This window comes from Pseudomonas sp. DNDY-54 (genome assembly GCF_019880365.1).
Lineage (GTDB): Bacteria > Pseudomonadota > Gammaproteobacteria > Pseudomonadales > Pseudomonadaceae > Stutzerimonas > Stutzerimonas stutzeri_P.
This window is the reverse complement of sequence record NZ_CP082271.1, coordinates 2,782,444-2,802,388: the sequence shown is the minus strand read 5'-3', so window position 1 is coordinate 2,802,388 and position 19,945 is coordinate 2,782,444. Positions and strand designations below refer to the sequence as shown.

17 protein-coding genes and 1 tRNA gene are annotated in these 19,945 nt (G+C 57.5%); 12 read left to right on the top strand and 6 right to left on the bottom strand.

Annotated features, from left to right (window positions below; genetic code table 11):
* Positions 1 to 2 precede the first annotated feature (2 nt).
* The 6 genes from K4O48_RS12885 (at position 3) to K4O48_RS12860 (ending at position 6,896) form a co-directional block, all read left to right on the top strand.
* The gene (locus tag K4O48_RS12885; RefSeq protein WP_222908752.1) at positions 3 to 1,115 is read left to right on the top strand and encodes a glycosyltransferase; all 1,113 of its coding nucleotides are present in this window, start codon (positions 3 to 5) and stop codon (positions 1,113 to 1,115) included.
* Positions 1,112 to 2,350 carry a glycosyltransferase family 4 protein gene (locus K4O48_RS12880; RefSeq protein WP_222908750.1) on the top strand — a complete coding sequence of 413 codons (1,239 nt, stop codon included), beginning with the start codon at positions 1,112 to 1,114 and terminating at the stop codon, positions 2,348 to 2,350. The genes K4O48_RS12885 and K4O48_RS12880 overlap by 4 nt, the downstream gene beginning before the upstream one ends.
* A 95-nt stretch (positions 2,351 to 2,445) precedes the next feature.
* Entirely contained in the window at positions 2,446 to 3,042 is a 597-nt protein-coding gene (locus K4O48_RS12875; protein WP_222908749.1) for a sugar transferase, read from the top strand.
* Positions 3,039 to 3,659, top strand: coding sequence for an acetyltransferase (locus K4O48_RS12870; RefSeq protein WP_222908748.1), 621 nt, complete (start codon positions 3,039 to 3,041; stop codon positions 3,657 to 3,659). Before K4O48_RS12875 ends, K4O48_RS12870 begins: the two co-directional genes overlap by 4 nt.
* Positions 3,660 to 3,665: 6 nt before the next feature.
* A complete protein-coding gene (locus K4O48_RS12865; RefSeq protein ID WP_222908747.1) occupies positions 3,666 to 4,847 on the top strand; it encodes a DegT/DnrJ/EryC1/StrS aminotransferase family protein in 1,182 nt (393 codons plus the stop codon).
* Positions 4,848 to 4,883: 36 nt separating this feature from the next.
* Complete coding sequence (locus tag K4O48_RS12860; RefSeq protein WP_222912094.1) at positions 4,884 to 6,896, top strand: polysaccharide biosynthesis protein; 2,013 nt, start codon at positions 4,884 to 4,886, stop codon at positions 6,894 to 6,896.
* Between the two features lie 198 nt (positions 6,897 to 7,094).
* Here the strand turns inward: K4O48_RS12860 and K4O48_RS12855 are convergent, their stop codons facing one another.
* Positions 7,095 to 8,297: a CaiB/BaiF CoA transferase family protein gene (locus K4O48_RS12855; RefSeq protein WP_222908745.1), complete on the bottom strand. Its 1,203-nt coding sequence runs from the start codon at positions 8,295 to 8,297 to the stop codon at positions 7,095 to 7,097.
* 95 nt (positions 8,298 to 8,392) lie between these two features.
* Positions 8,393 to 9,724: a DUF2254 domain-containing protein gene (locus K4O48_RS12850; RefSeq protein ID WP_222908743.1), complete on the bottom strand. Its 1,332-nt coding sequence runs from the start codon at positions 9,722 to 9,724 to the stop codon at positions 8,393 to 8,395.
* Between the two features lie 251 nt (positions 9,725 to 9,975).
* Here K4O48_RS12850 and acs point away from each other — a divergent pair, with 251 nt between their 5' ends.
* A complete protein-coding gene (gene acs, locus K4O48_RS12845; RefSeq protein WP_222908741.1) occupies positions 9,976 to 11,931 on the top strand; it encodes an acetate--CoA ligase in 1,956 nt (651 codons plus the stop codon).
* Positions 11,932 to 11,976: 45 nt separating this feature from the next.
* On the opposite strand, the gene K4O48_RS12840 is transcribed toward acs, so the two are convergent.
* The 3 genes from K4O48_RS12840 to K4O48_RS12830 all read right to left on the bottom strand — a co-directional run bounded on the left by K4O48_RS12840 (position 11,977) and on the right by K4O48_RS12830 (position 14,342).
* Entirely contained in the window at positions 11,977 to 13,095 is a 1,119-nt protein-coding gene (locus K4O48_RS12840) for a mechanosensitive ion channel family protein (RefSeq protein ID WP_222908739.1), read from the bottom strand.
* 140 nt (positions 13,096 to 13,235) lie between these two features.
* Positions 13,236 to 13,589 (bottom strand): rhodanese-like domain-containing protein, encoded by a 354-nt coding sequence (locus K4O48_RS12835; protein WP_222908737.1) that lies wholly within the window; start codon positions 13,587 to 13,589, stop codon positions 13,236 to 13,238.
* Between the two features lie 663 nt (positions 13,590 to 14,252).
* Positions 14,253 to 14,342 (bottom strand) — tRNA-Ser (locus K4O48_RS12830).
* A 228-nt stretch (positions 14,343 to 14,570) separates the two neighbouring features.
* Between K4O48_RS12830 and K4O48_RS12825 the strand changes: the two genes are divergently transcribed.
* From K4O48_RS12825 to K4O48_RS12805, 5 genes are all read left to right on the top strand, one after another.
* Positions 14,571 to 15,875 carry an HD-GYP domain-containing protein gene (locus K4O48_RS12825; protein ID WP_222908730.1) on the top strand — a complete coding sequence of 435 codons (1,305 nt, stop codon included), beginning with the start codon at positions 14,571 to 14,573 and terminating at the stop codon, positions 15,873 to 15,875.
* 127 nt (positions 15,876 to 16,002) lie between these two features.
* Positions 16,003 to 16,698: a crotonase/enoyl-CoA hydratase family protein gene (locus K4O48_RS12820; RefSeq protein WP_222908728.1), complete on the top strand. Its 696-nt coding sequence runs from the start codon at positions 16,003 to 16,005 to the stop codon at positions 16,696 to 16,698.
* 117 nt (positions 16,699 to 16,815) lie between these two features.
* Entirely contained in the window at positions 16,816 to 18,036 is a 1,221-nt protein-coding gene (locus K4O48_RS12815; protein ID WP_222908726.1) for an aspartate aminotransferase family protein, read from the top strand.
* A 65-nt stretch (positions 18,037 to 18,101) separates the two neighbouring features.
* The gene (locus K4O48_RS12810; RefSeq protein WP_073301579.1) at positions 18,102 to 18,389 is read left to right on the top strand and encodes a topoisomerase II; all 288 of its coding nucleotides are present in this window, start codon (positions 18,102 to 18,104) and stop codon (positions 18,387 to 18,389) included.
* Between the two features lie 10 nt (positions 18,390 to 18,399).
* A complete protein-coding gene (locus tag K4O48_RS12805; RefSeq protein ID WP_222912093.1) occupies positions 18,400 to 19,383 on the top strand; it encodes a succinylglutamate desuccinylase in 984 nt (327 codons plus the stop codon).
* Positions 19,384 to 19,594: 211 nt separating this feature from the next.
* On the opposite strand, the gene K4O48_RS12800 is transcribed toward K4O48_RS12805, so the two are convergent.
* On the bottom strand, positions 19,595 to 19,942 hold the full coding sequence (locus K4O48_RS12800) for a DUF2892 domain-containing protein (protein ID WP_222908724.1): 348 nt from the start codon (positions 19,940 to 19,942) through the stop codon (positions 19,595 to 19,597).
* Positions 19,943 to 19,945: the final 3 nt, after the last annotated feature.

The window sequence follows — 19,945 nt, the reverse complement described above, 5'->3', positions numbered from 1 at the left end:
TCATGTCTAAAGTCCTCCTCGTTGCCAATGCTGATAGCCCTTTGCTGGTGGACCGGGTGCAGATGGCCGCAGAGGGACCCCATGAGGTGGTCTGGTATAGTGAGTCCGCGCAGAGGCCAATTGCGGATTGTCGCGTCTATCACTACCGCAAATTTCTGCCGCTCGGGCCTTTGAACAAACTCTGTGCAACATTTTTTTTTCTGTATGTTTACTGGCGCGAACGGCCTGATATCCTGCATATCCACTGGGCTTTGTTTTTCCCTCTGGTACTTCGGAGGCGGTGGAAGAACCTTATGGTCAGCGTGATGGGCAGCGACGTCAACTTACCAGGGCGTTTTGGTAGTCGTCGGTTCTTCGCGAGACTTGCTTTCGCTCGTGCGGTGGTTATTACCTCGAAGTCTGCCTCCATGGACCAGGCGATTCAGCGGCTGAAAGGAAAGACGGCTCGCATCCGGCGTTTTACCTGGGGGGTAGGCGAAGAATTTTTTTCCGCGAAGCAACGGCGAGATCAAGTGCTCGATAAGTTCGGTATCGCTCAGGACGCTATGGTGTTTTTTTCACCAAGGGCCATGCAAGCGCTGTATCGAATTCCGGATATCGTCAGTTCTTTCCTGGCTTTTGCCGCCGAGCAACCCAATGCCTATTTGATACTGGCCGGCATGAACCCTGCTCTGGCTGTGCGCGCGGAAATAGATGCTATGTTGGCCAGTAGTGAGTTGGCTGGACGAGTGTTGCGTCTGGAACAACTGGATAAGAGCGGGATGATTGACTGTTATGCGGCTGCGGATGTTGTCATTTCCTATGCGGGTCACGATGGTATGCCGCAAAGTCTCTACGAGGCCATGGCTGTCGGCTGCTTTCCGATTTTTACCAATCTGCCCTGTTACCACGAACTACTGATTCAGCAAGAGAATGCGCTGCTGTGTGATAACGATGAACCACAGTCAATTCTCCGCATGTTTGAATTGTACCGGGATCACTACTATGGCGATCGTGTGCAGCAGGTCGTATCTGTGAACCGTAATATCATCCAGCAGTTGGCCGCGCGCACTGTGGAGCAAAAGCGTTTGTGGGCCCTGTATGACGAGTTGCTGGAAACGGGCCGCAAGCCATGAAGCCCACATTCTGGTACCTCAATCACTATATTCCGTCGGCCCGGGCACCGAAGAAGGGGCGTGCGTTTTATCTTCTCGATGCTGTGGCCCGGCGCGGCTATAAGGTAGCCGTGGTGGGGGCCGCCAGGCATCATCTTGCCGAAAGTGCGGATGAGCAAGTCGAGCGATTTCGTTTTCAAACTGTAGGAGAGTTGCTGTTTGGCTGGGCGCGGACACCGGCCTATCAGGGCAATGGCCTGGGGCGAGTCATCAATATGCTGGTCTACAGTTGGCAGTTGTTGTTCTTGAGTAAAAGCCTGCCGACTGAATACATTCGCCCTAATGTTATTGTCGTATCCTCGGTTCACCCGTTCCACTACCCAGTTGCTCTGTGGTTGTCTTGGCGTTATCGGGCGAGGCTCGTTTTCGAGGTTCGTGATATCTGGCCTTTGACTCTGCATGAGTTGATGGGCGTGCCTAAATGGCACCCATTGTATGTCGTCTTGGCCTGCATCGAGCGCTTGGCTTATCGCAGTGCCGATGAAGTAATCTCACTGTTGGTCAACGGCTTGCAGCATATGGGCCGCAGAGGTTTGAATGCAGAGCGCTTCACCTATATTCCCAATGGTGTCGATTTCACCTCTGAGTCTATCGAGCCTGTGGTTTCGGCACATGATTCGTGTTTGGTGCAGATTCGTCGGAATTTTCAGTTCGTAGTGATGTACACCGGTGCCCATGGTGTTCCCAATGCTTTGGATCAATTGCTTGAGGCTGCTGAAATACTTCAGCGGCGCGGCGACAAGGTCGCCTTTGTGCTAGTTGGTAGCGGCGGTGAAAAGGCCAGATTGCAACGGTTGGCAGAGGAGTTAAGGTTGGACAACCTGTTTTTTCTCGCACCTGTACCGGCTGCGCAGGTGCAGCATCTTCTCCACTATGCTGATGCCTGCTTTATTGGTTGGCAGAAAAAGAACCTCTATGAATATGGTGTCAGCGCCAATAAGATTTTTGAGTTTATGAAGGCGGCCAAACCTATCGTGCAATGCATCGACTCCGTCGATAATCCGGTTGCCCTATCCGGTTGCGGTTTTGATTCCGCCCCGCAGCGTCCAGAGTTGTTGGTCGAAGCGATCTTACGTCTAGTGGCGATGTCTCCACAGGAGCGAGAGACACTAGGTCAAAAGGGCTACAGGTTTGTGCTGGAAGAACACGATTATCAATTACTGGCCGAGCGTTTCATCCAGGTTTGTTCCGGCTAAGTGTGGTTGTCATTCTGGGTGTTCGATCTGCAGCCGCCACGTTTTATGATTATCGCCCTCTGCTGGGCAGAGTCTGTCACTAACAAGAGTACCCGATGATCAAGCGAATTCTGGACATAAGCGCCGCTGCTGTGGCGCTGTTGTTTTTTATGCTACCCCTGCTGGTAGTTGCATTGCTCGTCCGACTGAAGCTTGGCGGCCCAGTTCTGTTCGTCCAGCAACGGCCCGGCCGGCATGGTAAACCCTTCAAGATGGTCAAGTTCCGAACCATGCGTGATGTGTTCGACGCTGAGGGTATGCCTCTGCCGGATGTTGAGCGCATAACCGCGCTCGGCAACTTCCTGCGCAGCACCAGTCTTGATGAGATACCCGAGCTGTGGAACGTACTAAGAGGCGACATGAGTTTGGTTGGCCCTCGCCCATTACTCATGGAATATCTGCCGCTTTACAGCGCGGACCAATTCCGGCGCCATGAGGTACGTCCCGGACTGACCGGATGGGCACAAATTAATGGTCGCAATTCACTAAGCTGGGAGGCCAAGTTTGATCTGGACGTCTGGTATGTTGACAATAGGACGTTATGGCTGGACTTAAAGATAATCTTGATGACTATATGGAAGGTTGTTCTTAGGGATGGCATCAGTGCCGCCGGTGAAGCGACCATGCCAAAGTTCACGGGCCGTCAATCATGAAACGACTAGCCATATTGGGCGCTAGCGGTCACGGCAAGGTGGTTGCGGATACGGCTGAATGTTGCGGCTGGGAATCTGTGGTGTTTTTTGATGACGCATGGCCGGACGTTCAGGAAAACGGCACTTGGCCTGTTCTAGGCGATACTGCTGCTCTTTTGAGCCGACTGACTAGCTTTGATGGTGTGCTCGTAGCTATCGGCAACAACCGTATCCGGCACGCCAAATTGCGCGAATTGCGGTCTGCCGGTTGCCAGTTAGTGAAGCTGATTCACCCCTCCGCAACTATCAGCCGTTACGCTAAAGTTGGCCTGGGTACGGTCGTTTGCGCGGGAGTGATAGTAAATGCCGGTGCCCTTATCGAACAAGGCGTAATTCTTAACACTGGGTGCAGCGTCGATCATGATTGCAAGCTGGGGAATGCTGTTCATATAAGCCCTGGAGCTCGGTTAGCTGGTGGTGTGTTTGTTGGCGATGAAAGCTGGGTTGGCATCGGCTCCAGTGTGCGAGAGCTTGTTGTAATCGGCGAGCGAGTAGTCGTAGGGGCTGGTTCGGCAGTTGTCAGTGATATTTCGAATGGTATGACGGTCGCTGGTGTGCCGGCTAAAGAATTAAGGTAATCGATTATGCTTAGTACACCATTTTCCCCTTGGCCGAGCTTCACCGAAGAGGAAGCCGATGCAGTCCGCGACGTCGTTCTGTCAAACAAGGTTAACTATTGGACAGGACTGCATTGTTGTGAGTTTGAAAAAGAGTTCGCTGCATGGGTGGGAACCGAGCATGCCGTTTCGCTAGCCAACGGCACCGTAGCGCTTGATGTTGCCTTGAAAGCTTTAGATATCGGGGCGGGTGATGAGGTTATCGTTACGCCGCGAACTTTTCTTGCTTCTGTTTCGAGCATCGTTAATGCCGGCGCGGTTCCCGTGTTCGCAGACGTGGATCGCGACTCGCAGAACATTACGGCACTTACCATTCGCGCAGTTCTGACGTCGCGGACTCGGGCGGTGGTCTGTGTACATCTTGCTGGCTGGCCTTGCGACATGGATCCGATTATGCAATTGGCGACCGAGCACGGGCTGAAGGTTATCGAAGACTGCGCCCAAGCTCATGGTGCTCGGTATAAGGGGCGCTCAGTAGGGTCGATTGGGGATGTAGGTGCCTGGTCGTTTTGCCAGGACAAGATCATGACCACGGGTGGCGAGGGTGGAATGGTCACCACCAATGATCGCTCGCTCTGGAAGTGCATGTGGTCTATCAAGGATCACGGCAAGAGTTGGGATACTGTATATGGACGTGAGCATGCGCCTGGGTTTCGTTGGCTTCATGAGCGCTTCGGCACTAATTGGCGGATGATGGAGGTCCAGGCTGTTATTGGTCGCATCCAGTTGCGGCGTATGGAGTCTTGGCACGTAAACCGTTTAGAAAATTGCGAACGCATCTGGACCGTGGCTAAGAGCTTGCCGGGGCTTCGTGTTCCCGATGTGCCAGAAATAACCTCACATGCCGGATATAAATGTTATGTCTTTGTTGAACCGATGGAATTGGCTGAAGGATGGACAAGGGATCGTGTCCTGAAAGAGATTTCAGCGAAAGGTGTCCCTTGCTTCTCTGGGTCGTGCTCCGAGGTATATCTGGAAAAAGCATTTGACGGTACTGGATGGAGGCCTGCGGAGCGTCTTGCTGTCGCTCAAGAATTAGGTGAAACAAGCCTTATGTTCCTAGTCCATCCAACACTGACATCTTTTGAAATAGACAGAACATGCGAAGTGTTGGCCGAGGTGATGGCTGATGCGACACGTCGGGCATAGCTACATGGCTCGGATCCGTTGGAAAGTGAGGTGGCAGTGCTAAGAATTGCCGAGAAGCTGCGCTCTCGCTTGATACGCGTTCCGCGGCGTTACAAGCGAATGATTCAGGTGCTGACTGATGTTGTTCTGGTATGGGCTGCGCTTTGGCTGGCGTTTGTGGTTCGTGTCGGAGATTTCAGCTTCGTCGAGCCGCTTGGCGGGCACGCTTGGCTCTTCGGTGTCGCACCGCTAATAGCCGTACCTTTCTTCATTCGCTTCGGTATGTACCGAGCGGTGATGCGTTACTTTGGCAATGATGCGCTGATGGCCATGGTCAAAGCGGTCACGCTTTCGGCGTTGCTGCTCTCCTTAGCTGTTTACTGGCGCACTGATGCCCCCAAAATCATCCCGCGCTCGATGGTATTCAACTATTGGTGGTTGAGCCTTCTCCTTATAGGCGGCTTACGCTTAGTGATGCGTCAGTATTTCATGGGTGATTGGTTTTCTCCGGACTCAGTCATCAAGCTTAAGGGCTGCGACACCGGGTTGCCGAAGGTTGCGGTTTACGGCGCCGGCGCTGCCGGCAACCAATTGGTAGCGGCGTTGCGTCTGGGACGTGCCATGCGCCCGGTCGCGTTCATTGATGATGACTCCAATCTCTACAACCGCACCATTGCCGGGCTAGGAGTTTATTCGCCCAAGCATATTCAGCAGATGATCGATAAGACCGGCTGCAATGAGATTCTCATGGCGATCCCATCTGCGTCGCGGGCACGGCGGCGTGAGGTGTTGGAGACGCTGGAGCACTATCCGCTGCACGTACGCAGCGTGCCGGGCTTCATGGACCTGGCTAGCGGACGGGTCAAGGTCGAGGATATTCAGGAAGTGGACATCGCCGACTTGCTCGGGCGCGATGCTGTGCCGCCGCAGCAAGCGTTGTTCGAGAAGTGCATTCTCGGCAAGGTAGTGATGGTTACTGGCGCGGGAGGCTCGATTGGCTCGGAGCTGTGCCGGCAGATCCTTTCGAACAAACCTCGGGCGTTGCTGCTGTTCGAACATAGCGAGTTCAATCTCTACAGCATTCACATCGAACTGGAGCGGATGATCGAGCGCGCCTCGTTGCCGGTCAGGTTGGTACCGATTTTGGGTTCCATCCGTAATCCTGAGCGTCTACTGGATGTGATGCGCACGTGGCAAGTGGAGACGATCTACCATGCGGCGGCGTACAAGCATGTGCCAATGGTGGAGCACAACGTTGCTGAAGGCGTGCTGAACAATATTCTAGGGACGATGAACACTGCCCAGGCTGCGGTGCAGGCGGGAGTGGCCAACTTTGTGCTGATTTCCACCGACAAGGCGGTGCGGCCCACTAATGTAATGGGCAGTACCAAGCGCGTTGCGGAGATGATCCTGCAGGCGCTGAGCCGCGAGACGGCACCCGTGCTGTTCAATGCGGATGGGGCGGTGCATCACGTCAACAAGACCCGGTTCACCATGGTGCGTTTCGGCAATGTGCTGGGCTCGTCGGGGTCGGTGATCCCTCGGTTCTATCAGCAGATTCGTGGGGGTGGGCCGGTTACAGTGACCCATCCGAAGATCACGCGCTATTTCATGACCATTCCCGAGGCGGCGCAGCTGGTGATCCAGGCGGGCTCCATGGGGCAGGGTGGCGATGTGTTCGTGCTGGATATGGGACAACCGGTACGCATTGCCGAGTTAGCCGAGAAGCTGATCCACCTGTCTGGCCTGAGTGTGCGATCGGAGAAAAGCCCGCACGGGGATATCGCTATCGAATTCACCGGGTTGCGGCCGGGTGAGAAGCTCTACGAAGAGCTGCTGATCGGTGACAACGTAAGTCCGACCGAGCATCCGATGATCATGCGGGCCGATGAGGAATACTTCACTTGGGATGTTTTGCGCGGTGTGCTGGCGAAGCTGCTCAAGGCCGTGGAGCAGGACGATTACCCACAGGTGCGGGTCTTGCTGCGTGAAGTGGTAAGTGGGTACGTGCCGGAAGGGGAAATCGTCGATTTGATCTACCAGCAGAGACGGGTTGGACCGGCTGAGTAGCGGTTTTCAACATCCCCGCTTCGCGTTCCGCTCGGTTCTCGAAGCGACGATCTGGGTTTCGCCATGCGCTCCTGGACGTGCGGGCCAAGAGGTGGGCTGAAGCCCACCCTACAGATCATCGCAGGCTTGCCATTGGGGACCGTTCTAGCTGTTCGGCGAGATGCTGCGTGACGTGCATACCCTTGGAGTGAGCGCCGCTTAAATGATGCCGCGTTCACGCAGCCCCCTGACCTGCGCTTCGGTCAGGCCGAGCCCAGCCAGGACGTCTTCGGTATGCTCGCCCAGCTGTGGGCCGCCGGCACCGATGCGGCCCGGGGTACGGCTGAGTTTGGGGAGGACACCCGGCACTTTGAGCGGTCCGGCGAAGGTTTGCACTTGTTCGATCATCTGGCGTGCCAGGTAATGCGGATCCTTGACGATGTCCGCCGCGGTGTAGGGGTAGCCGACTGGGACGCGCGCCTCCTTCAGCGCCGCGATGGTTTCATCGCGACTGTGCTGGACAGTCCACTCGCCGATTGCCGCGTCGATCAGCTCGGCGTGCTGGGCGCGGCCATCGTTATGCGCGAAGCGGGGATCGCCGGCCAGGTCCTGACGGCCGATCAAATTCATCAACCGTTTGAAGATGCTGTCGCCATTGCCGGCGATCAGCACATAGGCGTCGTCGTTACACAGGTAGGAGTTTGAGGGCGTGATGCCAGGCAGGGCGCTGCCGGCCGGCTCGCGCACATAGCCGAAGGCGTCGTATTCCGGCACCAGGCTTTCCATCATGCCGAAGACCGATTCGTACAGCGCCACATCAATCTCCTGCCCCATGCCGCTGCGGTTGCGCTCCTGCAGGGCGAGCAGCACACCGATGACGCCATACAGCGATGACAGTGAGTCGCCAATACTCACACCTACGCGCACTGGCGGCTGGCCCGGATAGCCGGACAGGTGTCGCAACCCGCCCATGGCCTCACCAATTACGCCGAATCCGGGCAGGTCCCGGTAAGGGCCTGTCTGACCGTAGCCCGAGATGCGCAGCATGATCAGGCGCGGATTGAGCGTCGACAGTTCGTCCCAGCCAAGGCCCCACTCTTCGAGTGTGCCGGGGCGAAAGTTTTCGACCACCACATCGGCTTCGGCCACCAGCTGGAGAACGATTTGTTGGCCTTCAGCGGCTTTCAGATCGAGCGTCACGGACTGTTTATTCCGCGATTGCACGTGCCACCAGAGTGAGGTGCCGTCCTTGAGCTTGCGCCACTTGCGCAGCGGATCACCGACACCCGGCGGCTCGATCTTGATCACATCGGCGCCGAACTCGCCGAGCATCTTGCTGGCGAAAGGGCCGGCGATCAGCTGGCCCATCTCGATGACTTTAAGGCCATGCAGCGGCAAGCCGTCACCATTCTGTTCGTTCATCGCAACACCTGTACCGGTTCGAGTCATGTGTGCAGGATGACTGAGCGCTGCCGCACGAACAATGAATCAAGCTGAAGCGTGCGCCGCAGCGACAGCTAGGGCTGGTCTCGGTGAAGTTCCAGTAGTTCGATCCCAGGGTTTTTGCGACCTTCCAGTTTGTTCAATCGCTTGATTTGATCGTTAACCGCGCTCCGGTCGCGGCGATTTTCTACGTTTGCATCCGCCTGCTCGCGAAGGGCATGGATCTCATCGTGAAGCGCTTCCAGCTGCACATCGCTCGGGCTGTCGTGCAGCGCATTCTTCATGCACTGCAACAGCGTTATGAGGACCTGCGGGTCATGCGCACCGTAGAGGCGGATCGGTGCGATCACGCTCTGCAGCATGTGCTGCATGCCTAGCTGCGGGTAGAAAAGGCGTGGGCGGCTGTGGTCGACACAGCCGATATCGAAAGGCGGTACGCCGCCGAGTCGTTGTAGCAATACGCCGATAAGGTTGATCGCTCGCGTGGCGGTGCCGGGGTCGTTGATCGCCGGACTGATCGCCTTGACTGCGATTTCCGATATCTGACGCATGCCGTAGGAAACGTTGGCGCTGGCGAATTCATTGTCGTGAAAGTCGAAGCAATCGAGCACTTCCTGCGCGTCTTCTTCACTCAGCGGCTTGCTGAGCTTGATCAGAGGATGGCCCTCCACCAGAAAGAACCCGGGTTCGACCTGGATCACGGCTACCAGATCACGTTTGCGCAAGAGTTTGCCGAGCCGCCGTTCATTTACCTCGCGCAGATAGCCTGGTCGGATTGTCGGCAGGCACCACCAATCCGGGGAGTCGGGAATCCCGACGACGCCCGCGATGCGCCGTTTGCGCTTGTCCAGATTGGCTGAGGCGTCGTTATAGAGCTGGCTGAGTATCCAATCAACCTGAATGGATTGCGACACCGAGCGGATAAACACCACAAACAGCGCCATGCACAACATACCGAACGCCACCGCTAACAGGATTCCCAGCGCCGGAACGCTGGCTGGGTCGCTTTTGTTCAGGGCGCTGATCATCAGCAGGTAGTAAACGATGCTGCCGAGGTAGAGGCCGAGGATGACCTGGTTGCGTGTGTCGCTGACCAGGCCGGGTAGTACGCGTGGCGAGAGGCGGGCCGCCGCGCCGTTAAGCACGACCATCACCATGGAAAAGCTGAACACGGTAAGCGAGATGATGCCGGTGATGAGCGTGCCGAGAATTTCACGGCTGTTATCGGGATCGATCAGGCCTGGCGGTAGCTTGCCGCGAAGGGAGGCAGCCGTTGAGGTCGACTCAAAGCCAAATACAAGCGCGGCTATAAGGACGTAAACGGCGGGGATCAACACGGGGTAGAGGGCGATGCTTTCCCTGATGCGTTTGACGACACGAAAAAACACATTGGCTGGATCTGACATCCTCGAGCTTCCGGCAAGACGGGCGTTTCGCCCCGGCTCTGCTATGACCTCCAGTGGAGGCAAAGTACGCCCTGTCGCGACGGTCTATGCTTCAAGGGCGACAGCGTTTCCGGCGGCCTCCATCAGCGGAACACTTTCGCTGCGCGTTGCTCGAACCTGAAGTCGTCAGGCGCTTGGTGTGATTCGTACGGTTCGCCTGTGGACAGGGTTATACGAAACGATAACAAGACCTACGAGTGAGGTAATTCAGCATGAGTGCTTCGTCTCTGTATCCCGTGCAACCGGAGGTTGCGGCTCGATCGCTGACCGATGAGGCCGCTTACAAAGCTATGTACCAACAGTCGGTGGTCAACCCTGACGGCTTCTGGCGCGAGCAGGCGGAGCGCATCGACTGGATCAAGCCGTTCACGCGGGTAAAACAGACCTCTTTTGACGACCATCATGTCGACATCAAGTGGTTCGCCGACGGCACTCTCAACGTCTCCGCCAACTGTTTGGACCGGCACCTGGCCACGCGAGGGGACGAGGTCGCGATCATCTGGGAAGGGGATGATCCGTCGGAGCATCGCCAGATCACCTATCGCGAGCTGCATCACGAAGTGAGCAAGTTCGCCAACGCGCTACGTGGGCAGGACGTGCATCGGGGCGATGTGGTCACCATTTACATGCCGATGATTCCCGAAGTCGCGGTGGCAATGCTGGCCTGTGCGCGAATCGGTGCCATTCACTCTGTGGTGTTCGGCGGATTCTCTCCTGAAGCCCTTGCAGGGCGGATCATAGATGGCAGCTCCAAGGTCGTGATTACTGCCGATGAAGGCCTACGTGGCGGTAAGACCGTCCCGCTCAAGGCGAATGTCGATGAGGCGCTGACCAATCCGCAAACGAACTGCGTGCAGAAGATCATCGTGGTTCGGCGTACTGGCGGGGAGATCCGGTGGCATCAGCATCGTGATATCTGGTACGAGGATCTGATGCGCGTGGCGGGCGACGTTTGCGCGCCTAAGGAGATGGGTGCAGAGGAGCCGCTGTTCATTCTTTATACCTCCGGCTCAACCGGGAAGCCCAAAGGCGTGATGCATACCTCTGGCGGATACCTGCTGTATGCCGCGCTCACCCATGAGCGGGTTTTCGATTACCGACCCGGCGAGATTTACTGGTGCACCGCGGATGTGGGGTGGATTACCGGTCATAGCTATCTCCTCTACGGGCCGTTGGCCAACGGTGCCACGACACTGATGTACGAAGGGGTGCCCAACCATCCCGATGTGACGCGAATCGGCAAGATCATCGACAAGCACAAGGTCAATATTCTCTATACGGCACCCACTGCGATCCGCTCGATGATGGCCGAGGGCGCTGCGGCAATGGAGGGTGCGGATGGCTCGAGCCTTCGGCTGCTCGGCACGGTAGGGGAGCCGATCAATCCGGAAGCGTGGCATTGGTATTACGAGACGGTGGGCAAGTCGCGCTGTCCGATCGTAGATACCTGGTGGCAGACCGAGACGGGCGGCATCCTGATCAGCCCGCTACCCGGCGCGACGGCCTTGAAACCCGGCTCCGCGACACGGCCCTTTTTCGGTGTTGTGCCTGGATTGGTAGACAACCTCGGCAACCTGCTCGAAGGGGCCACGGAGGGCAATCTGGTTATCCTCGACTCCTGGCCGGGACAAATGCGCAGTATTTACCGCAACCATGATCGATTTGTGGATACCTACTTTAAGACTTTCCGCGGCATGTACTTCACCGGTGATGGTGCCCGTCGCGACGAAGATGGCTACTACTGGATCACCGGCCGTGTGGATGATGTGTTGAACGTCTCCGGCCACCGTATGGGCACTGCGGAAATCGAAAGCGCCATGGTGGCGCACCGCAAAGTGGCTGAAGCGGCGGTAGTAGGCGTGCCGCATCCGCTCAAAGGGCAGGGCATCTACGTGTACGTTACGCTGGTGTCGGGCGAAGAGCCTTCCGATCAGCTGCGTCAGGAATTGCAACAATGGGTCCGCAAGGAAATCGGGCCGATTGCTGTGCCGGACGTGATTCAGTGGGCGCCAGGTTTGCCGAAGACGCGATCGGGCAAGATCATGCGGCGCATCCTGCGCAAAATCGCCACGGACGAATACGAGTCGTTGGGCGACATCTCGACGCTCGCCGACCCCGGTGTGGTGCCACAGCTGATCGAGACCCACAAGCAGATGCGGCTGCCCTAACGCGCGAAACCGCGGCGGTGGCCCCCAAGACGCCGCCGCAACACGTCATCCATTCGGCACTGCGCTTGCTTCCTCGTTCGCCGCTGGCGTCTCCTTCGGAAGACCGGCTACGGTCAGCTCGGGAAAGCTGCCACCGATGAACTCGAGACTGCGGGTCGGGAAGGCGAACTGGACGTCCATCTCGCGAATAGCATCGAGCAGCTGCAGATTGATTTCCTGCTGCGTGTCCATGTAGGCGTTGTAGTCAGACACCTGCATGATATAGACGACCTCAAAGGTAAGCTGGCTGTCGTCAAAGGCGAGAAAATGCGCGCGGTCAAATTTGGCGTTGTCGATGCCATCGATGATCCGCTTCAACAGCGCCGACACTTCGCGCACCTTGTCGGACGGCGTGTTGTAGGTGATTCCGAACTTGAACACGATGCGGCGTGTGTTCATGCGCTTGTAGTTGTGCAGGGTCTGCTTGAGCAAGTCGGCGTTGGCGCAAACAATCTGCTCGCCGCTTAATGCGCGGATACGGGTGGTTTTCAGGCCTATATGCTCGATGTTGCCCGCGACTTCGCCGAAGACGACGAAATCGCCGATCTCGAAAGGCTTGTCCACACCGATAGAGAGAGAGGCGAAGATGTCGCTAAGCAGCGTCTGTACAGCCAACGCAATGGCGATACCGCCAACGCCCAGGCTGGCGACCATGGCAGTAATGTCGACCCCCAGGTTGGCCAGAATCGACAGCAACATCATCGTCCAGATGACGATGCGGACCATGATGCCAATGATCGTTGTGGTAACCGGGTTGCGCGCTTTGCCGTCGCGCGTCAGGCTTTCCATCCACAGGCGAACCGCGGTATCCATCCACAACGCGATCTGGAAGGCGAGCGCGATAAACCAGCCGTGCGACATGGCCGATTCCCAGCGTTCCGGTAGCTCGACGACCTTCAATGCAATCAGCAAGGACAGGGCGATCAATAGCAGATGGCTGGTGCGGCTGAGCATCTCCGCCGCAATGGCAACGAAGCCGCTCCTCGACCCTTTGCTCATCTTGCGCAGGCGGTTGGTAATGACCCGCACCACGGCTTGCAGGATGAGATAACTGACGAGGGTAACGCCAGCGATTATGGCGATGTTGATCCAAAGTCGTTCGTTCAACATCACATCCCAATTCATCAACTCGGCTTCCTCCGGATACGCGCGGCCAAACGCGAAGACAGTGGCTCCTGTTTCAGTAGTCACTGCTGCGTATTAGTTCCCACGATAGCGAAGGCAAAGCGAGACGATGAGGCGGGTCGAAGCCTGTATACGAGCAATCAGCGGGGCGGAACCACTGTTTTCAGATCCTCATAAGCGCCGGCATTGATGACCTGGCTATAGCCCAGGTCCTGGAGCAGCTCCTGCGCGGCTGAGGAGCGACGGCCGCTGCGGCAGTAAAGAACGACAGGGGCGCTTTTGTCGGGCGCGACACGCGAGATGTGCTTCGCAAGATCTTGGGTTTCGATACGTGTCGCGCCGGGCAGTGAGCCTTCGGCGTGTTCTTGTTTGGTGCGTACATCAATCAGAACGGTGTCGGTGTGCTGCAGCGCAGCCAATGCGGCGGGCTGGTCTATTTCGCCGCCAAGTGCCGCAGTGGTCAGTAACGTGAGCAAGAGCAGTAGTCGATGCATACGTACCTCGTGTCGTCTAGATCAGCTGATGAGGCGGGTCAGGTTCGGCAGGATGAGAATGATCGCAGTGGCTAGCAAGATCATCGTTGCCTGCCTGATTTTCTTTTGCTTAAACATGGTAGCGGCCTTTTATTGTTGTGGCGCGAAAGGCTCGAATGCCTGAATTGAATCTGCTCCCGCTAGATGGTGCTCATGTACGTTACGACTACCGGGTCCGCTATTTGAGACTGAGTTCGGCTAGTGAGCGTGGCCCAAATTGAAGTGGGGGTTAAAACTAAGCAAATTCCTCGCCAGTACGGCCGGCCTATCGGCAGCCATCACGTTTCAGAAAGATTAGGTTAGGGCTGGCGACACGGACGACTGTCATGGTCCAGCGCATGACCGCTGATCTGACTCCATCAAGCGGAATCGCGAAGTGGACAAACGGCTCAGCTGGCTCTGCACTCCATCCAATGGTGGATCGAATGGAAACGCTTTTCGACTTGCCAGTAATCAATGCGGGTCGAATCGAAACAGTGAGGCTTGACCAATCAGTGACGGCGCGGCGGTGTGCAGCAGTGGCAACCGATGTGTGTCATTAGCCGAGTCGTTGCGAGGCTGGAATGAAAGCGCGCGAACGGCAAAAACGAAAAAGCCCCGAAAGTCGGGGCTTTACGTTCGATCTGGCGGTGAGGGTGGGATTCGAACCCACGATACGATTTCTCGTATACACACTTTCCAGGCGTGCTCCTTCAACCGCTCGGACACCTCACCGGATCTCGACAGGACGTGACGTCCGTCGAGGCGCGCTAATGTAGCCGAAGAGCTTTAGGATGGCAAAAAGTTTTTTAGTTTATTCATGCGGTTAAGGCGCGGTTGTGAAACTGGCCAAGCGGCGATGGCAATGAACCTACCATTGCTCTAAGGTTCGAAGAGCTATGGCATCGAGGCCAGCTTTACGCAATCGAGCGTAATGAATATGAAGAGCCGGGAAAGGCTTTGATGAAGTTATTCAAAAGTAAGCGCAGGCGGCCGGACGTAAACGAGGTCGCCACCAAGCGCCGTCTGCACGTGAGTCATCTGGAACTCGGGATGTATATCTGCGAGCTGGATAGGCCATGGCGCCAGACCGACTTCCTCTTCCAGGGATTTCCCCTTCTTAAGATCGAACACATTCAGGCAGTCCGCGAGCGCTGCGACTATGTGTTCGTCGATGACACCCGTCGCGTACTCGTCGATCAGGGGCAGATGGTTGTGCCTTCAGCGACACCGCTGCGCGTGAAGCGGTCCACCGGTCGTATCCCCCTATCGCTCGAGGTTCAGGAAGCCAGCGAAGCCTATCGCAGCAGCGTGTTGGTTTTAGATCAGGTACTGCTGGATGTTCAGCAGGGGAGAGCCATCGATACCAAAGCGTGCCAGGCGTTGGTGAAGCGGAACCTGGAAAGCATGCTGCGTAATGAGAGCGCCATGCTCTGGTTGGCGCGCCTGAAGTCGCAGGACCTCTATACCAGTCTGCACTGCCTGTCCGTCTCCATCCTAGCGATGGGATTCGGTACCCATCTCGGGTTGCCTGACGAGAAGATCGAATTGCTGGGCATCGCAGGGCTGCTGCACGACGTTGGCAAGATGAAGATTGATCCGGCCGTCCTGAACAAACCCGGGAAGCTCACCAAGGAAGAGTTCGATCACATCAAACTCCATCCCGATTTCGGTTATCAAGCGCTGAGCGGCCAGGACGATATTCCGGCTGCGGCGCTGCACGCTGCCTACGGCCACCATGAACGGCTCGATGGGAAGGGGTATCCGCAAGGTCTCGACCAGCATCAGATTCCTTTTACTACGCGAGTCGTCACCATCGTTGATGCGTTCGATGCGATCACTAGCCATCGTGCATACGATGACGCAAGACCGATCCAGACCGCCTACGACGTATTGCGCAGCGGCGCCGGCCAGCAGTTTGACGAAACACTGGTAAGCGAATTCATCCGCTGGCTTGGAGTTTTCCCAGTGGGAACGCTGGTAGAACTGCATACTGGTGAAGTCGCGCTGGTGCTGGAAAAGCACAATAAGCTGCACCTGCGGCCCAAGGTGGTTGTACTGAGGGATGCGAGCAAGGCGCCCTGCGAGCCGCGCTATCTCGATCTTTCTCAATTGACGGTGGACGCAGACGGAACACCCTATCGGATCAGCAGCGGTATCTCGGATGGTTCCTACGGCCTGTACATAGCAGACCCGCAACTGCAGACCATCCTGCACCCTGAGCTGCTTGCTCTGCTTGAGCTCGAGCCAGAGACACCGGAAAGCTGACCCGTCCGAACTTAGTCACGGCTCGTGCCAGATTACGGGTGATCATGACTTGCCAGTCAGCCACGACGCTTTACCTTGCGAGTCTTGCTAAGTAACTTCAGCGGACTTTTAACAAGGAATAATCGTCATGAGTGATCTGGTTTCCTACGAAATCGAAGACGGCATCGCCACGCTCACGCTTAACAATGGCAAGGTCAACGCGCTGTCGCCAGCCATGTTCGACGCGCTCAACGCCGCATTCGACCGCGCCGAGCAGGATCGCGCGGTGGTGATTCTCACCGGGCAGCCGGGCATTCTGTCCGGAGGCTATGACCTCAAAGTGATGACGGCGGGGCCTGAGCACGCCATCGCGCTGGTGAGCACGGGCTCGGCATTTTCACGCCGGATGCTGGCGCATCCATTTCCGATTATTGTTGCCTGTCCAGGCCATGCGATCGCCAAGGGTGCGTTCCTGTTGCTCTCGGCCGACTATCGTATTGGCGTCGAAGGCGCTTTCAACATCGGGCTGAACGAAGTTCAGATCGGCATGACCATGCACCATTCCGGCATCGAGCTGGCGCGAGATCGACTGACCAAACCGGCGTTCCATCGCTCTGTAATCAATGGCGAAATCTTTAACCCGCAGGCGGCGCTCGAAGCCGGCTTTCTCGACAAGATCGTTCCGGCTGGAGAGCTGATGGCCATCGCCAAAGCGACAGCTGCTCAGCTGAAGAAGATCAACATGACCGCCCACAAGAACACCAAGCTCAAGGCGCGCAAGGCACTGCTCGAAACCATGGACCAGGCCATCGCGCTGGACCAGCAACATTCGGTCGTGTCCTGAAGAGAATTTTCGCCGGGCCGCCCATTGCTGGCGGGCCTGCGTTTAAACTGCGCTGCAACGCCCCGCTATGGCGGGGCGTTTTATTTCCTATTCGTGTCGCATCGCAGGAGAGTCCTGATGTCCGCCCCGCACACCCCGGTAGAACGCGCTGATTTCGACCAGGTCATTGTTCCCACCTTTGCACCTGCTGCCTTCATTCCAGTACGTGGACAGGGCTCGCGAGTCTGGGATCAGAGCGGACGAGAGCTGATCGACTTCACCGGCGGCATCGCCGTCAACGTGCTTGGCCATGCTCATCCGGCACTGGTAAGCGCGTTGACCGAGCAGGCAGGCAAGCTCTGGCACATCTCCAATATCTTTACCAACGAACCGGCGTTGCGTCTCGCCAAGAAGCTGACGGCCGCTACTTTCGCCGACCGGGCCTTCTTCTGTAACTCCGGTGCCGAAGCCAACGAGGCGGCCTTCAAGCTGGCGCGTCGGTACGCTCATGACAAATTCGGGCCGGAGAAATGCGAAATAATCTCTGCGGTTAACAGCTTCCATGGTAGGACGCTCTTTACGGTGACGGTGGGCGGGCAGCCAAAGTATTCCGATGGATTCGGGCCCAAGATCCAGGGCATCAGCCATGTCGCCTACAACGATCTCGATGCGCTCGCCGCGGCCATATCAGACAAGACCTGCGCGGTGGTGCTGGAACCGATTCAGGGTGAAAGCGGCGTTCTGCCGGCCGATCGGGCGTACCTCGAAGGCGCGCGCAAGCTCTGCGACCAGCACAACGCACTGCTGATCTTGGATGAAGTCCAGACCGGCATGGGCCGTACCGGTGAGCTGTTCGCCTATATGAATTACGGCGTCACACCAAACATTCTGACCAACGCCAAGAGTTTGGGTGGTGGCTTCCCGATTGGCATGATGTTGACCACCAACGAAATCGCTGCGCATTTCAGTGTAGGCACCCATGGCACCACATATGGCGGCAATCCGCTGGCGTGCGCAGTGGCCGAGGCGGTGGTTGATATCGTCAATACCCCTGAGGTGCTGGGCGGTGTCAGGGATCGGCATGAACGCTTCAAGCGCGGCCTGCTGGAGATTGGCCAGCGCTATGGCTTGTTCAGCCAGGTGCGCGGCATGGGCATGTTGATTGGCTGCGTGCTGAACGATGCCTGGAAAGGTCGCGCACGTGAAATCTTCGATGCGGCAGAGCGCGAAGCGCTGATGATTCTGCAGGCTGGGCCCGACGTAATTCGTTTGGCCCCTAGCCTGATCATCGAAGAGGCCGATATCGCGGAAGGTCTTGCCCGCTTCGACCGTGCCGCTGCGAAGCTGACCCAGGCCTGAATTCCAGGTCTACCCTTGGCAGGACGGCGCGCTGTCCTGCACCTTTTCCCTATTGAGAATCTGCCATGAGCGATAGCCTGCAACTAATCCTTGAAGACGTAGACGGTACCCAGCTGGAGACCTCCTGCACCCGTTTCGCCGTGATGTGGCAGGGGCGTGAGGTCTGGATTCAACAGGTTGGCAACAATCAGTTGATGATTGGTGTTGACGTCGAAGACGGCGACACCGAGTACGCCAATCTGTTGCTGCGGCCGTTGGCGACCAACTTGGTTAGTCTTGAGCTTGAAATGGAGCCGGTAGAGTCCGGCGAGGATGACCACGTCCATGGCCCGGACTGTAACCACGACCACTGACGACGCCGAAATGCTGGCGCTGGGCCGGCTGTTGGCGCTGACGGTCGCCGGCCAGGTGCCGGTTGAGCGTGTACAGTTCACGGATGACGGTGCCCGGCTGCAATGGCTGGGCGAGGGTGCGCTGGAGGTCACGCCGGCGAACGGCCGAGATGCGGGGCTCGATCTGGTGCTGTCGGCGGGCGTGCACGGCTGTGAAGTCATTCCGATTGAACTACTGGATCGCTTGATCCAGGCAATCGGTCGAAACGAGATTCGGCCGCGGGCGCGACTGTTGTTTTTGTTCTGCAACCCGCCCGCGATGCGTCAGGGCGTACGTAGGGTCGGCTCGGATCTGAATCGGCTGTTCTGTGGCAGGCATGCCGATAACCTCAGCGACGAGGCGAGCCGCGCCGCGCAACTTGAAGCGTGGGTGGCGCAGTTTTTTCGCGAGTCTGGCCGTCACCGTTGGCACTATGACCTGCACTCCGCGATGCGTGCATCGAAGCTGCCGCAGTTCGCAATATGTCCCTGGGTGCCGGATCGTGAAGTCTCGACCGACAGCATGCTGCGCCTTCGGCAGGCAGCGGTAGATGCGGTGCTGGTGCAGGAAAAGCCCTCAGGAACCTTCAGCGCGCACACCGCCACGCGTCACGGTGCCGAGGCGTTTACCCTTGAGATAGCAGAGGCGACCGAAGGCGCTTGGCCTGATTGCCTCGACGAGTTTCTGCAGGCCGCCCGTCACTGGATCGAAGCGGCGCCTTCGGGGCAACCGCATATGCAGCAACCACCGAAGGCGTTCCGGTTGTCGCGGGAAATCATCAAGCGTAGCGAGCGGTTCGCCCTGCGCCTGCCAGCCGATATTGAAAACTTCACCGCGTTACCAATCGGTACGCTGCTGGCCGAGGACGAAGGCGTTCGCTGGGTAGTCGAAGAGCCGGGCGCGCATATTCTGTTTCCGCTGGCCGACGTCGCGATCGGTGAACGCGCTGGACTGATCGTCGTTCCGCGAGGCTGAGTTGGCTACGTCCGGCTGCCGCTGAAGCACATTGCAGCCGGGGGCCAGGCTTTCGCCTTTATCGGAAGCATTTAGCTTCGGCCGCTGGCGGGCGCATACCACCATAAGCGAGCTCGATATGGCTGTTTCTGAGTGGTGCTAGAGCTTTGCCCTCAGGACAAAGCTTTCTTGCGGCTCTGTTCCGCTGGGCTCGACCCCAGTAGCAGACTGATCAGACCCCGGTTGGCGGGTTGCTAAGCGAGTCGTTGCCGGTCACGGTGGCCGTGCCGGTAGCGGCCTGAGCGTTGGCTTTCAAGCGAACATCGTCCGCCTCACTGCGCTCGAGTGGCATGCTCCGGGAATTGCCTTCTGCCATTTTGGCATGCTCACTCACTTCGCAAAGTACGCGTTTGGCTTCGCAGTGGCCGGTGAAGCCGCGCGTCAGGGCCATGCCGCCCATGGCCAGCTGAACCAGCCCTCCCAAGCCGCCCCGGCCGAGGCCTTTTCCAACGAAGTACAGCCCGCCGATGATGGATGCGGCGCGCTCCCAGCCCTGCACGTTCTGCGATGTCCGGCTCATGCT